11 protein-coding genes and 1 pseudogene are annotated in these 14,534 nt (G+C 59.1%); 9 read left to right on the forward strand and 3 right to left on the reverse strand.

The genetic code is table 11. The features are described from left to right. The first annotated feature begins 50 nt into the window (after nt 1–50). Nucleotides 51–1,244, forward strand: coding sequence for a pyridoxal phosphate-dependent aminotransferase (locus SOR61_RS08480; RefSeq protein WP_320612231.1), 1,194 nt, complete (start codon nt 51–53; stop codon nt 1,242–1,244). A 107-nt stretch (nt 1,245–1,351) separates the two neighbouring features. On the opposite strand, the gene SOR61_RS08485 is transcribed toward SOR61_RS08480, so the two are convergent. Further along, on the reverse strand, nt 1,352–1,864 hold the full coding sequence (locus SOR61_RS08485) for a ferritin (RefSeq protein ID WP_320612232.1): 513 nt from the start codon (nt 1,862–1,864) through the stop codon (nt 1,352–1,354). A 190-nt stretch (nt 1,865–2,054) separates the two neighbouring features. Here SOR61_RS08485 and SOR61_RS08490 point away from each other — a divergent pair, with 190 nt between their 5' ends. The 3 genes from SOR61_RS08490 (at nt 2,055) to SOR61_RS08500 (ending at nt 5,279) form a co-directional block, all read left to right on the forward strand. After that, entirely contained in the window at nt 2,055–2,801 is a 747-nt protein-coding gene (locus SOR61_RS08490; protein ID WP_320612233.1) for an alpha/beta fold hydrolase, read from the forward strand. A 187-nt stretch (nt 2,802–2,988) separates the two neighbouring features. Continuing rightward, nucleotides 2,989–3,837: a DegV family protein gene (locus SOR61_RS08495; RefSeq protein ID WP_320612234.1), complete on the forward strand. Its 849-nt coding sequence runs from the start codon at nt 2,989–2,991 to the stop codon at nt 3,835–3,837. Between the two features lie 164 nt (nt 3,838–4,001). After that, nucleotides 4,002–5,279, forward strand: a complete 1,278-nt coding sequence (locus tag SOR61_RS08500) for a peptidoglycan DD-metalloendopeptidase family protein (protein WP_320612235.1) — start codon at nt 4,002–4,004, stop codon at nt 5,277–5,279. 60 nt (nt 5,280–5,339) lie between these two features. Here the strand turns inward: SOR61_RS08500 and tsaA are convergent, their stop codons facing one another. Further along, nucleotides 5,340–6,026 carry a tRNA (N6-threonylcarbamoyladenosine(37)-N6)-methyltransferase TrmO gene (tsaA, locus tag SOR61_RS08505; RefSeq protein ID WP_320612236.1) on the reverse strand — a complete coding sequence of 229 codons (687 nt, stop codon included), beginning with the start codon at nt 6,024–6,026 and terminating at the stop codon, nt 5,340–5,342. 230 nt (nt 6,027–6,256) lie between these two features. Between tsaA and SOR61_RS08510 the strand changes: the two genes are divergently transcribed. The 5 genes and pseudogenes from SOR61_RS08510 to SOR61_RS08535 all read left to right on the forward strand — a co-directional run bounded on the left by SOR61_RS08510 (nt 6,257) and on the right by SOR61_RS08535 (nt 13,004). Continuing rightward, nucleotides 6,257–7,897, forward strand: coding sequence for a CoA-transferase (locus tag SOR61_RS08510; RefSeq protein ID WP_320612237.1), 1,641 nt, complete (start codon nt 6,257–6,259; stop codon nt 7,895–7,897). A 17-nt stretch (nt 7,898–7,914) separates the two neighbouring features. Continuing rightward, nucleotides 7,915–8,472: a hydrolase gene (locus SOR61_RS08515; protein ID WP_320612238.1), complete on the forward strand. Its 558-nt coding sequence runs from the start codon at nt 7,915–7,917 to the stop codon at nt 8,470–8,472. Nucleotides 8,473–8,589: 117 nt separating this feature from the next. Further along, a complete protein-coding gene (locus SOR61_RS10285; protein WP_407066529.1) occupies nt 8,590–9,171 on the forward strand; it encodes an RNA polymerase sigma factor in 582 nt (193 codons plus the stop codon). Continuing rightward, nucleotides 9,168–10,424, forward strand: coding sequence for a PepSY domain-containing protein (locus tag SOR61_RS08530; RefSeq protein WP_320612240.1), 1,257 nt, complete (start codon nt 9,168–9,170; stop codon nt 10,422–10,424). The genes SOR61_RS10285 and SOR61_RS08530 overlap by 4 nt, the downstream gene beginning before the upstream one ends. Before the next feature lie 160 nt (nt 10,425–10,584). Continuing rightward, nucleotides 10,585–13,004, forward strand: a pseudogene (locus SOR61_RS08535) (ATP-binding cassette domain-containing protein). Nucleotides 13,005–13,075: 71 nt separating this feature from the next. Here SOR61_RS08535 and SOR61_RS08540 read toward each other — a convergent pair. Next, entirely contained in the window at nt 13,076–14,107 is a 1,032-nt protein-coding gene (locus SOR61_RS08540) for a YeiH family protein (RefSeq protein ID WP_320612241.1), read from the reverse strand. Nucleotides 14,108–14,534: the final 427 nt, after the last annotated feature.

Genomic DNA, 14,534 nt, shown 5'->3' on the forward strand with positions numbered 1-14,534 from the left:
TGCCAGGACGTACAATGAGGAAAGGATACCAAACAAACGGAGGTAAGGACATGAAATTTTCCAGCAAAGTTAAAAAGTGCGGCCTGTCTCCCATGCGTAAGTTCCACCCCTATGCAGTGGCAGCAGAAGCAAAGGGCCGCAAGATCTATCACCTGAACATCGGCCAGCCCGACATCGAGACTCCTCCTCAGTATTTTGAAGCCGTTCGCAACTTCCAGTTCCCCGTGCTGGAGTATGCGCCCTCTCCCGGTGTGCCCGAACTCATCGACGCCATCCAGAAGTATTATGACAACCTGAACATGCACTTCGAGAAGGATGAGATCCTCATCACCACCGGCGGCAGCGAGGCTCTGGCTATCGTGCTCCAGTGCATCCTGGACGACGGCGACGAGATCCTCATCCCCGAGCCCTTCTACCCCAACTACAGCACCATGGTGAACACCACCGGCGCTACCATCCATCCCATCCCCACTTCTCCCGAGGAAGGCTACCGCTATGCTGACCGGGCCAGAATTGAGGCTGAGATCAACGAGCACACCCGTGCTATCATGTGCACCAACCCCGGCAACCCCACCGGCGTGGTTCTGACCCCCGAGGAGCAGCGCCTCATGTGCGACATCGCCAAGGAGCACGGTCTGTTCATCATCGGCGACGAGGCTTATCGTGAGTTCGTCTATGCCGGCGAGCCTCTGCAGTCCTTCGGTGAGTATGCCGACGCTGCTGAGAACGTGGTGGTCATCGACACCGTCTCCAAGCGCTTCTCTGCCTGCGGCGCCAGAGTCGGCTGCATCCTGAGCCGCAACCATGAGCTGCTGGGCGAGGCTATGAAGTACTGCCAGGCCCGTCTGTCTGTTGCTACCCTGGACCAGGTGGCTTCCGCCGCTCTGTACTCCGTGGGTCCCGAGTACTTCGATGCTGTCCGTGAGGAGTACAAGCGCCGCCGCGACACCGTGGTGTCCAAGCTGGCAGAGATCCCCGGCGTGGTGTGTGAGTGTCCCAAGGGTGCTTTCTATGTGATGGCTGCTCTGCCCGTGGACGACGCAGACAAGTTCCAGCAGTGGCTGCTGGAAGAGTTCGAGGACAACGGCGACACCGTGATGTTCTCCCCTGGTGAGCCCTTCTACGGCACCCCCGGCAAGGGCAAGAATGAGATCCGTATCGCTTACGTGCTCAAGCAGGCTGACCTGGAGCGGGCGATGGACCTGCTGGCTCTGGGCATCAAGGCATACAACGAGAAAAAGTAATTGCCTGCTCCTGTTTCCAACACAGAGAAAAAGACCGCTGCAGAATTCTGCAGCGGTCTTTTTTGAACAGATCATGCGGTCAATGGGAAACGTTCTGCGAAAGGGGCTCACAGGACCAGGGAGGGAGCGCTGTAGACCCGGGCGCCCATCTCGCTGTCCAGAGCATAGAGGCTCTTGGGGTCGGCGCCGAAAAGGTCATAGCGGCCCAGCAGGTCGTTGGCGTTCTTCTCTTCCTCGCCCTGTTCCTTGAAGAACCAGTCCAGGAACTGGATGGTGCGGTAGTCGTTGACCTTCACAGCGGCGGCGTAGATGTTGTTGATGAGGGCGGTCACATACTCCTCGTGCTCCAGAGCAGCAGCCAGGGGATCACGGAAGGTCTCAAAGACCTTGTCAGGGGTGTCGATGGCGGTGAGCTTGGGACGCACGCCGTTGTTCTGGAGATAGGTCAGGAAAAGCATGGCGTGGTCGCGCTCTTCCTGGGCCTGGACCTTATACCAGTTGCCGAAGCCATCCAGGTTCTTATCATAGTAGAAGTTGGACATATCCAGGTACAGATAAGCGGAGTAGAGTTCTTTGTTGATCTGCTGTTCCAGCAGGGCGGACACTTCTTTGTTCAGCATAGGTCAGAGTCATCCTTTCTTATGGTCGTTTGGGCGTTTTCGATAGCATTTCCATACTATCTATGCTCGATTTTACGGTATCATATGCAAAGGAGGATGTCAATTTTTTTCTTGCGCAGGATGGGTCCTTGACGGGAGCGGGGCAGTGTGCCAGAATGGTGGCAACCAAGACAAGGAGGGGGAGAGACCCATGAAGAAAGAGTTCTGCAAGAGTGTGCACGGCTACGACATTCCCTGTCACAACCATTGGTCCGGGGAGCCCAACGTGATCCTGGTCTGCCATGGGTTTGGCAGCAGCAAGAGCAGCCCCATGGTCCAGGCCCTGAACCAGGAGATGCCCAAGTACGGGATCGGCGTTTACAGCTTTGATTTTCCCGGCCATGGCGACAGTCCGGTCTGGGAGGATGGGATGCGGGTCCCCTTCTGCATCGATGACCTGGCGGCGGTGGAGCGGCACGTGCGCACCCTGGCGCCCCAGGCCAGCATCGGCTATTTTGGCTCCAGTTTTGGGGCGTACATCACTTTGCTTTACCTGGGCACCCGCCCCCACGCAGGGGACCGGGCCATGCTGCGCTCGGCGGCGGTGTCCATGCCCCGGCTGGTGGATCAGTGGGTGGACCAGCGGGCCAGGGAGGAGATGGACCGGCGGGGCTACTTTGTCCCGGACTATGACTACGTGCGGGAGGCCCGGATCACCCCGGCCTTTCTCCAGGACCTGGAGGAGCACGATGTGTTTGCCCGGTATCGGGCGGGAGAAGCCCGCCTGCGGATGGTCCACGGGGGCCGGGACGACGTGGCGCCCCTGGCGGATGCCCAACGGTTTGCAGAGACCTTTGGGGCAGAGCTCACGGTGCTGAAGCAGGGGGAGCACAACCTTATGGGCCCGGGGGAGCTGGAGGAAGTCCTGCGCCTGGCCCGGACCTTTTTCAGCCGGTGAAGAAACCGGGTTTCCCCCGCCCGGGGCTTTTGGGAAAGTTCCAGGAAAGAGTGTTGAAATCAGAAAAAAGGAAAGGTATAATGACCATAGAAGATCGTGACAACCTGCTGTGTTGCCCGGAAATCGGAAAGGGAAGCTGTCGGCGGTCTGTCTGACGCTTCCTGGATGGCAGAGAGGAAGGAAGAGTATGAGCAAACCCGTATATATCACGACAGACAGTACCTGTGACCTGACACCGGAACTGCTGGAGCGTTTTCAGATCAAAACGGTTCCTCTCCATGTAGTGTTGGGGGAGGAAGTATACTTGGACGGGGTGGAGTTTACCCCGGACATGATCTATGAGCGTTACGCCAAGGACAAGATCCTGCCCCGTACCGCCGCGGTCAGTCCCCAGGAATTTACCGAGTTTTTTACGCCTCTGGTGGAGGCCGGCTATGAGGTGGTCCACCTGGACATCAGTTCGGAGCTGTCCGGGACCTATCAGAACGCAGTGATCGCCGCAGCAGACCTGCCGGGGGTGTATCCCATCGACACCCGCCAGCTCACCACAGGCATGGGGGAGATGCTGCTGGTGGCCTGCCGTATGCGGGACGAAGGAAAGGATGCCGCCACCATTGTCCAGGCCATGCAGGACCTTATCTCCAAAGTCAACGTGAGCTTTGTCATCGACACCCTGGAGTACATGTGGAAGGGCGGCCGCTGCACCGGTGTGGCAGCCTTCGGGGCTAACCTGCTCCACCTGAAGCCGTGCATCGAGATGCGCGACGGTAAGCTGGAGGTCTGCAAGAAGTACCGGGGCAATATTTCCAAGGTGTATGAAAAGTACATCGAGGAGCGCCTGACCGGGAAAAAGATCGCCCCCGACTATATTTTCATCACCACCTCTGTGGAGTTGGAGCCGGACATGAAGGAAAGGCTGGAGGCGCTGGTGCGCCGTCTTACGCCGGTGAAGGAGGTCATCTTCACCCGGACCGGCTGTACGGTGACCTCTCACTGCGGTCCCGGCACCCTGGGCGTACTGTTTTTGGAAGAATAAATGGTAAAAGTTGTCAATCCCCTCCCTGCCAAAGGGGGCGGGATTGATTTTTGTTACAGTTTTGTTAAGAAATTGAAATATTCGTGCATTTTTTCGAAATCTATGCTATACTTGCTCTGTTATTGTGGAAGCGATGGAAACTAAGACGACGAGGTGAATCCATTATGCAGCATCCCTTTCAACTCCATGGGTGGTCCAAACGCCTTGGGGCACTGGGTCTGGCTTTGGTCATGGTCCTGTTTGCGCTGACGGCTGTCCTGCCGCCGGCCAGCGCTGCGGTGACGCAGGAACAGATCAACAGCTTGAAGTCGAAGGCCAGCAGTCTGAGCCAACAGAAAGCTGATCTGCAAAAAGAGCTGGACAAATTATCTCAGCAGGAGAACTCCGCACTGGACCAGAAGCTTTCTCTGGAAAAGAAGATCAACATTCTCCGGGAAGAGATCGCAGTCTCTGAGCAGGCCATTGCCAACTATGGAGAAATGATCCAGCAGAAGGAAGCGGAACTGGCCAAAGCCCAGGAGGAAGAGGCCAAGTACTATGAAGAGTTCCGGGCCCGGGTCCGGAGCATGGAGGAGAACGGCAGCATCTCCTACTGGTCCGTCCTCTTTTCGGCCACCAGCTTTTCCGACCTTCTGGACCGGATGAACGCAGTCCGGGACGTGATGGACTATGATAACAAGATCATGGACCAGCTGGAGAAGGCCCGCCAGGCCGTGGCAGACGCCAAGGCCGGGCTGGAGGAGAGCAAGGCTGCGGAAGAAGCGGTCCGCGCCCAGCTGACCCAGCAGAAGGCCGACCTGGAAGCCGAGCAAGCCAAGGTGGAGCAGCTGATCGCCCAGATCAACAGCCAGTCCTCTACTTACGCAGCCCAGCTGGCAGAGATCGAGGAGGACGCCGATACGGTCTCCAAGCAGATCACCAGCGCCGAGGCGGCCTATAAGGCCCAGCTGGAAGCCCAGCGCAAGGCAGAGGAAGAAAAGAAGAAGCAGGAGCAGGAGCAGGCCAACCAGGGCAACCAGGGCGGCGGCGGAAGCAGTCCTTCCGGCAGCGGCGGCTACATCTGGCCCCTGCCCGGCTACACCCGCATTTCCTCCCCCTTCGGCTACCGCAACTGTCCCTTCCACGGGAAGGAGCTTCACGGCGGCATCGACATCCCCGCCAACTATGGCACACCCATCAAGGCAGCCAAGAGCGGTGTGGTCATCATCTCCACCTATGGTTCCTCTTACGGCAACTACATCGTCATCTCCCACAGCGATGGCAGCCGTACCATGTATGCCCACCAGTCCTCCCGGGCGGTTTCTGCCGGTCAGACCGTCTCCCAGGGACAGACCATCGGGTATGTGGGCTCCACCGGCAGCTCTACCGGCAACCATCTGCACTTTGAAGTGTGGAAGGGCAGCTCCAGCAGCAGCCGCGTGAACCCCATGAACTATTTCTGATCCATTCGCACACAAGCGAAACGGACCGTCCGCAGGAAAGCGGACGGTCCGTTTTGTGTGTTATTGGGTGACAGCCACCACGGTGAGGCGGCCCTCCGCCACCCGGAACTTCACATCCAGCTGGCCGAAGGCCATGCCGTAGATCCGGTCCGGGTCCTCCTGGTAGGAGGGGCGGGGGTCCTGGGCCAGCACGCCCAGCAGGGCCTCCCGGTCCTCTGGGGGGACCTGCTCCAGCAGGGCAGGGGGGAACTCGACTGTAAGGTGATAGCCCTGGTAACCGGCGGTGAAGCCGCTGGCGGCGTTTGGGTGGGCGTCGGTGTAGGGCAGATAGGGTTTGATATCAAAGATGGGCGTGCCGTCCAGAAGGTCAGCGCCGGAGACGTGGAGCAGAGGCCCAAGCTCCGGATGGAGCTCCACCCGGTCCAGCTTCACGGAGGACAGACCGATGGGATTGGGACGGAAGGGGGAGCGGGTGGCAAAGACCCCCATGCGGGTGTTGCCCCCCAGCCGGGGCGGGCGGACAGTGGGGGACCAGCCGGAGCGGACAGCCTTGGAAAAGGACCAGATGAGCCAGAGGTGGGAAAAGCCCTCGATCCCCCGCAGGGCGTCCGGGTTGCGGTATTCCGGCTCAAAGACCACTGTAGACTTGAGTTCTTCCACCAGCCCGCTCTGTCTGGGAATGCCAAACTTGGAGGGAAAGGAGCTGCGCATGGTGGCAATGATCTGCATGGAAACGGGACGGGGCATAGGAAACACACCTTCCGAGAGAGTAATCCTGAAGACCAGGTCCCATCCAGTATAGTGGCCGCTGGGAGATCCTGCAAGCAAATGTTCCAAAGAAGCAGCAAAAATTGCAAAAAGTAGAAGAGTTTGCTTGTCGGGAGGAAAAACCGTGGTATAATGGAGCCTGTCGAACAAAAGGAAAAGGGATGGCGCTTAGCGCAGGGCCATCCGGTTTATGATAGGAGTAGGACGGTATGAGTAAGAGAATTAGCGCCGCGCAGGCAGCTGCGCTGGTCACAGACGGGTGTACTCTGACCACCACGGGATTCAACGGGTTTGGCTGCCCGGAGGACCTCATCATGTCTCTGGCGGGATACTATGACCAGACAGGGCACCCCAGAGATCTGACCCTGGTCAAGTGCACCAGCCAGGGAGACGGCAAGGGCCGGGGCGTGAGCCACCTGGCAGAGAAGCCGGGGATGATCAAAGAGATGATCATCTCCCACATGGGCTATGACCCCGGCCTGCGGAAGATCGTGCAGGAGGAGAAGGCAGCCTGCTTTATGCTGCCCCTGGGCAATCTGATGCAGCTCTTCCGGGCCATTGCCGGGGGCCTGCCCGGCGCCATCGCCACCACTGGTATCGGCACCTTTGCCGACCCCCGCTTCGGCGGAGGCAAGGCCAACCAGCTGGCCAGAGATTCCGGCAAGGAAGTGGTCTCTCTGGTGGAACTAGGGGGACAGGAGTGCCTCTTTTATCCCAGCTTCCCCATTGATGTCTGCTTCATCCGGGCCACGTACGGGGACGAGGCAGGGAACCTTTCCATTAAGAACGAGGCCATGAACATCGAGCAGTTTGAGGTGGCGGCGGCAGTGCATAACTCCGGCGGCATTGTCATTGCACAGGTGGATAAGATCGTGGAGCGGGGCTCCATCCCCGCCAAGGATGTGCTCATCCACGGATTCATGGTGGACTACGTGGTGGAAGGCCGTCCGGAGTACAGCATGCAGAGCTTTGAGACCGACCTGTTCCGCCCGGAGATCGCCGGCCTGGCCACCGTGCCCGGCACGGGCTTCGACCCGGTGCCCATGGGCCCCCGGAAGATCTGCTGCCGGCGGGCAGCCATGGAGCTGCGGCCCAACGCTTTTATTAACCTGGGCATCGGGATGCCCGGCGGCATCGGCTCGGTGGCCGAGGAAGAGGGCCTGTCCCATATGTTCACCCTGTCCATCGAGTGCGGTCCTCTGGGGGGCATCCCCCTGGGCGGTATCGACTTCGGCGCTGCCATCAACCCGGAGGCCATGTACCGCATGGCGGATATCCTCCAGATCTACGACGGCGGTGCGCTGGATATGGCCGTTCTGGGCTTTGCGGAAGTGGACCGGTTCGGCAATGTCAACGCCGCCTGCTTCCAGGGGCGGATGGTGGGCCCCGGCGGGTTCATCGACATCACCCAGAACGTGAAGAAGGTGTGCTTCATCGGCACCTTTACCGCCGGACGGCAGGAAGTGGGCATCAAGGACAACGGCCTTGTGATCCACAAGCAGGGCCCCCAGAAGAAGTTCCGGGCGGATGTGGAGTCCATCACCTTCTCCGGCCAGGAGGCCGCCCGGAAGGGCCAGGAGGTGCTGTACATCACCGAGCGTGCAGTGTTCAGCCTGGAGCTCAAGGGCATTACCCTCATTGAGATCGCCCACGGGGTGGACCTGCAGACCGACATTCTGGACCAGATGGAGTTCAAGCCGGTCATCGCAGAGCACGTGCGGTATATGGACCCCCGCCTGTTCCGGGAGGTTCCCATGGGGCTGACCCCGGACCAGCTGGGCGCTGTTTCCGACGAGTATGAGTTCTGGCGGGATCTGCGCCCCGGCGGCGGCGAGACCGCCCGCACCTGAGAGAGGAGGACCCTGTCATGGAACTGACCTATGAGGAAGGCCTGGCCCTGCTCCGCGCGTATAACCAGGGAGACTTTCACCGCAAGCATGCCTACATCGTCTCTGACGTGATGGGCTGGTTTGCCCGGGAAATGGGTTACGGGGAAGAAGAGGATTTCTGGCGTCTGGTGGGCCTGCTCCGCGATCTGGACTTTGAGGAGTACCCGGAGGAGCACTGCATCAAGTCCCAGGAGATCATGCGGGACCGGGGGCTGGACGAGCGGCTCATCCGGGCCACTGCCAGCCATGGCTACGGGAGCACGGTGGATATTGCCCCGGAGCACACCATGGAGAAGGTGCTCTTCGCCACCGACGAGCTGACCGGGCTCATTGGCGCAGCGGCGCTGATGCGCCCCTCCCGGAGCGTGGAGGACCTGGAAGTCAAGTCGGTGAAGAAAAAGTTTAAGGATAAGAAGTTTGCCGCAGGCTGCTCCCGGGATATCATCCTCCAGGGGGCGGAGATGCTGGGCTGGGACCTGGATACCCTGATGGAAAAGACCATCCAGGCCATGCGGGCCAGCGAACACGCAGACTGAGAAAACCGCCGCCGGAGTCCTCTCCGGCGGCGGTTTTGAAGATTGCAAAAATTTTTTGCAGAAGAACGCAATAAAACGGCGTTCCCATGCATTGATAGTGTAGAAAGGAGGGAGGCCATGTTGATCCCAATGACAAAAGGAAATGGACGGGACGAGGCTCTGCGGAACCAGCGTTTGGACGCTGCACTGGAGCAGATCGCCCGGGGCGACCGCCAGGCCCTGGCGGCGCTGTATCGGGAGACCAACCCGGCCGTTTATGGCTTTGCGTTTTCCGTGGTGAAGAATACCCACGATGCGGAGGATGTTTTACAGGACACGTATCTGCGGATCTATGCGGCGGCCCCGGGCTATGTTTCGGTGGGGAAGCCCATGGCGTGGATACTGACCATTTGCCGGAATCTCTGCTTGCAGAGGCTCCGGGAGCGGACCCGGCAGGCGGAGATCCCCCAGGAGGACTGGGAGCGCTATTTGGAGGGCTGCCCGGGGGTGACCACCGAGGACAGAATGGTGATCGCGGAGTGTATGAACAAGCTGAGCGACGAGGAGCGTCAGATCGTGGTGCATCCATGCGGTGGCCGGGTTCAAGCACCGGGAGATCGGCGAACTGCTGGAGCTGGGGGTATCCACCGTGCTGTCCAAGTACCATCGGGCCATCAAGAAGCTGAAAGAAGAAATGGGAAAGGAGCAACAAGCCTATGACAGAGCATGAACTGAACGGAAAGATCCAGCAGGCGTTTGCCCATGCTGCGCCGGACGCGCTGGATGAGATTCTTTCCCGGTGTGAGGATACGAACCTGTGTGTGCTGCCGGAGACCATGCCGGCCCGGAAGAAACCCAAAAAGTGGCGTCGTTGGATGGCCGGCCTGGCCGCTGTGCTGGTGCTGGCGGTGGCTGGAGTAGTCGGAATGCAGACCTACCAGGCTGTCTATGGGGTGGCCTCCACGGTGTCTCTGGATGTGAACCCCAGCATTGAGATCCAGGTGAACCAGAAGGACCGGGTGCTGGACGTGAAGCCCCTTAACGAGGACGGGGCCAAGGTAGTGGGGGATATGGACTTTCAAGGCAGCGACCTGGACGTGACTGTGAACGCCCTCATTGGCTCTATGCTGCGCAACGGATACCTGACCGAACTGGCCAACTCCATTCTGGTGAGCGTAGAGAGCGGGGACCCTGCCAGGAGCGCGGCCTTGCAGGAGGAGCTGAGCCGGGAGATCGAAGCGATGCTCCAGACGAATACCTTCAGCGGTGCGGTGCTGAGCCAGACTGTGTCCAAGGACAAGGAACTGCAGAACCTGGCGGACACCTATGACATCAGCCTGGGAAAGGCCCAGCTCATCCAGCAGATCGTGGCGCAGAGCCCTGTGCACACCTTTGAAGAGCTGGCCCCTCTGTCCATCAACGAGCTGAACCTGCTCTCCTCCCAGGGGAACCTGGATAAGGTGAGCGCTGTGGGGACCGCCAGTGACAAGGCCTACATCGGGGAAAGCAAGGCCAGAGAGATCGCCCTGAAAGAGGCCGGTGTTTCTGAGGGACAGATCACCCAGTACGAGTGTGAGCTGGACTACGCCTGCGGCACCATGGTCTACGAGGTGGAGTTCACCAGCGGCGGCCGGGAGTACGAGTACGCAGTGAACGCCCTGACCGGGGAGCTGGTCACCACCGGCTGGCACCATGACTGGGACTGGGATTGGGACCACGACGATGGCCACCACGGAAACGGCTGGCAGAACGGCGCCGGAACCGATATCGGAGAGGCCAAGGCCAAAGAGGTAGCTCTGGCCCACGCAGGGGTGAGCGCCAACGGGCTCCGCAAGTACAAGTGCGAGCGGGAACGGGAGGACGGCAGCCTGGTCTACGAGATCGAGTTCATCAGCGGCGGCTATGAGTACAGCTATGAGATCAGCGCCGCCGACGGAAAGATCCTCCAGTGGGAAAAGGAGTGGGACGACTAAACGGACCCCAGCCTTTTCCGGGCAAGAATACGACAGGAAAAAAGAGGCAACCCTATGTCTGGGCGTTCCGGGCATAGGGTTGCTTTTTCCTATAGGGGAGGGGGGATTCCAGTTTGAAGAGGAACGTGGTATACTGGACAGAGCAAAAGGAGGTGCATCCATGCTTCAACTGAAGGAAGTTGTGAAGACGTATGCAACGGAAGCGCTGACCCAGACCGCCCTGAAAGGGGTCAGCATCCGGTTTCGGAACAGTGAATTTGTTTCCATATTAGGACCCAGCGGTTCGGGAAAAACCACTCTGCTGAACATCATCGGCGGGTTGGACCGGTATACCAGGGGGGATCTGCTCATCAATGGGGTCTCCACCCGGGATTACCGGGACCGGGACTGGGACGCATACCGCAACCGGTCCATTGGTTTTGTGTTCCAGAGCTATCACCTCATCCCTCACCAGAGCGTTTTGTCCAACGTAGAGCTGGCCCTTACCCTGGCGGGGGTATCCCGCAAGGAGCGGAGAGCCCGGGCGGAAGCCGTGCTGGAACAGGTGGGGCTGGGGGACCACATCCATAAGAAGCCCAATCAGCTCTCCGGGGGGCAGATGCAGCGGGTGGCCATCGCCCGGGCCCTCATCAATAACCCGGAGATCTTGCTGGCGGACGAACCCACCGGGGCGCTGGACTCTGAGACCAGCGTGCAGGTCATGGATCTCTTGAAGGAGATCGCCCGGGAGAAACTGGTCATCATGGTGACCCACAACCCCGAGCTGGCGGAGGCCTACTCCACCCGGATCGTGCGTCTGCTGGACGGAGAGATCGTCAGTGACTCTGATCCCTATGACGGGGGAGAGGGGGACACGGTGCCGGAGGAGCGGGAGGCCGCAAAGGTCTCCATGTCCTTCTGGACCGCCCTGTCCCTGAGCTTGCAGAATCTGCGGACCAAGAAGGGCCGGACCATTCTCACGGCCTTTGCCGGGAGGAGGAAGGCAGCCATGGCACCGACCGGGTCTACCAGGGCGGCTATGCCGGACGCACCCTGGAGCGGCAGACTTTGCAGCTGCAGAACAATGACCTGGCCCGGTTCAAACAGTGGCTGGAGCAGGGGGAGGAAACCGCCATCCGAGAGGGGACCAGCGCCATTCAGTATGGGTACAGCACCCCTCTGTGTGTGTATCGGGAGACCGAAGACGGAGTGCTCCAGGTGAACCCCAGTCCTCTGCTGGAAGAGGAGAACCCCATGCCCATGGCGGCCATGGGAGAGTCGATGGGGATATCCGGGGATATCTGGACGGAGATGATGGATAACCGGGGTTTGCTGGAAGATCAGTATGACGTGCTGGCGGGACGCTGGCCGTCGTCCTATGACGAGGTGGTCCTTCTGGTGAACGAAAACAACGAGATCAGCGATCTGACCCTCTACACCCTGGGCCTGAAGGATGGGCAGGAAGTGGAGGAGATGAAGCAGGCCCTGGCAGAGGGGAAGGAACTGGACGAATCCCAGTATGAAAAAACCAGCTATTCCTACGAGGAACTTCTGGACCTGGAGTTCCGTGTGCTCCCCGGCACGGCCTGCTATGAAAAGGTGGACGGTGCCTGGATCGACCGCCGGGAGGACGAGGCGTTCATGGAACAGGCCCTGGAGAAGGCCCTGCCCCTGCGGGTGGTGGGCATCCTTCGTCCTTCGGAGTCGGCAGCTGCGGCGGCCATCGGGGGCTCTGTGGGGTACACCAAGGAACTGACCGAGTACCTCATTGACCAGGTCAACCAGAGCGACATCGCCAAAGAGCAGAAGGAGAACCCGGAGATCAATGTGTTCACCGGCCGGGAATTTATCTCCGCCGAGAATATGAGCCAGGAAGAGCTGCTGGCCACCCTGTCCCCCGGGCAGCAGGCCCAGATGCGTATGCTCACGGAGGCGGAACGGACCACGTACCTGGATGCGTACGCCCAGTCTCTGGAGGCCACGTACGAGGATAACCTGGAGACCCTGGGCATTGTGGACCGGGAGAAACCCTCGTCGGTGAGCTTGTATTTGAAGGGATTTGAGTCCCGGGAGCAGGTGATCGACGCCATCAACCGGTACAACCAGGAGCAGCAGGACCAGGGCCACGAGGAATACGTGATCACCTACACGGATATGGTGGGGATCATGATGGACTCGGTGAAGCAGATCATTGATATGATCAGCTACCTGCTCATTGGCTTTGTGTCCATCTCCCTGGTGGTGTCCTCCATTATGATCGGCATCATCACCTATATCTCGGTCCTGGAGCGCACCAGGGAGATCGGCATTCTTCGGAGCATCGGCGCCTCCAAGCGGGACATTTCCCGGGTGTTCAACGCAGAGACCATTCTGGTGGGTCTGGCCGCGGGCCTCATTGGCATCGGCCTGACCCTTCTGCTGCTGATCCCGCTGAATCTGGTGATCGAGCACCTGTCCGGTGTGAGTGCGCTGGCGGCGCTGCCGCCTCTGGGCGGCGTCATTCTGGTGGTCATCAGCGTGGTGCTCACCATGATCGCCGGCCTCATTCCCTCCCGCCTGGCGGCGAAAAAGGACCCTGTGGTGGCCCTTCGCACGGAGTAAACAGAAAACTGTGGACAAAAAACCGACGCAGCAGAACGCTGCGTCGGTTTTTCTTTGCATGGGAGAGGGGCTTACCAAATGCCCATAAGATGCTGCATCAGCAGGCTCACAGCGGTGATGCCCACCCAGCAGGAGGCCCCCAGGATGAGGGGGGTGCCGCCGGTCTTAATGAGCTTAACGATGTTGGTGTTCAGGCCAATGGCAGCCATGGCCAGCACGATGAAGAACTTGCTGAGGGTTTTGATGGGGCTGAACAGAGAGGCGTCTGCGCCGAAGTGGATGGCGATGGTGGTAATGAGGCAGGCAGCCACGAAGTAGAGGATGAAGAAGGGGAAGATGCTCTTGATGCTCACGGCATTTTCCTTGTCCTTGCTGCCCTTTTTGGTCTGGATGAACGCCAGAACCAGGGTGATGGGAATGATGGCCAGGGTACGGGTGAGCTTCACGGTGACGGCCTTGTCCAGGGTGGCGGTCCCCAGCCCCCACATGCTGTCCCAGGTGGAGGCGGCGGCAGTCACTGAGGAGGTGTCGTTCACAGCAGTGCCGGCGAAGATGCCGAAGGCCTCGCCGGAGAGGGTGTCAAAGCCGATGAAGTGGCCGAAGGGCGGGAAGATGATAGCGGCCAGGACGTTAAAGAAGAAGATGACGGAGATGGCCTGGGCCACTTCCTCGTCGTCGGCCTTGATCACAGGGGCGGTGGCTGCCACAGCAGAGCCGCCGCAGATGGAGGAACCCACGCCGATGAGGGTGGAGATCTTAGAGGGAATATGGAGAACTTTGTGCAGGACGTAGGCGATGATGAGAGAGGCGGCAATGGTGCAGACGATGATGGGCAGGGACTGCTTGCCGGTCTGAAGGACGATCCCCAGGTCCAGGCCGAAGCCCAGGAGGATGACCGCCCACTGAAGGATCTTTTTGGAGGTGAATTTGATGCCGGGAGCCAGGCGGGATTTATCCTTTAAGGGGATGGTGATGAGCATACCCAGGAGGATGGCGATGACCGCCCCGCCGATGATGGGGAAAAATTGACCAAGGATCCACGAGGGAACCGCAATGGCCAGGCAGAGGAGCAGGCCGCTGCCGTTTTCTTTGAAGAAATGCATGGACAGATACTCTCTTTTCTTAGAAAATTTTGTTTTTTTGCTACAAATGCTTATATAGCGTACTAAAAGGTAGAAGAAATGTCAAGAATAATCGTTTTTTTGCAAAAAAGCTTCTGCAAAGAAAAGGAGAAAATTGGAAGAAAATCCAGCGCATGTGGACAAGAATCCGCGATAGACGGCCATGTGGGGTGAAAAAATCCTTCAAAAATCTGTGGTTTATTTGCACAAAGAAGGGCTACCAAGATGCGTTACTTTTTCCTCCTTGGCAGTATTCAGGTATTCTGCGGGAGATTCCCGCAGGAACTTTGGACAGAACTTTCATTTACAAGAAGCCTTGGATGATGATAGGATTAGGCTAACGAGAATGCAGACCTTTCATAGGTTTGAGGATATCAGTCATAAGGCCAGCGGAAAAAGCCCCTGGGTT

The sequence above is a fragment of the Evtepia sp. genome, assembly GCF_034090835.1.
Lineage (GTDB): Bacteria > Bacillota > Clostridia > Oscillospirales > Oscillospiraceae > Evtepia.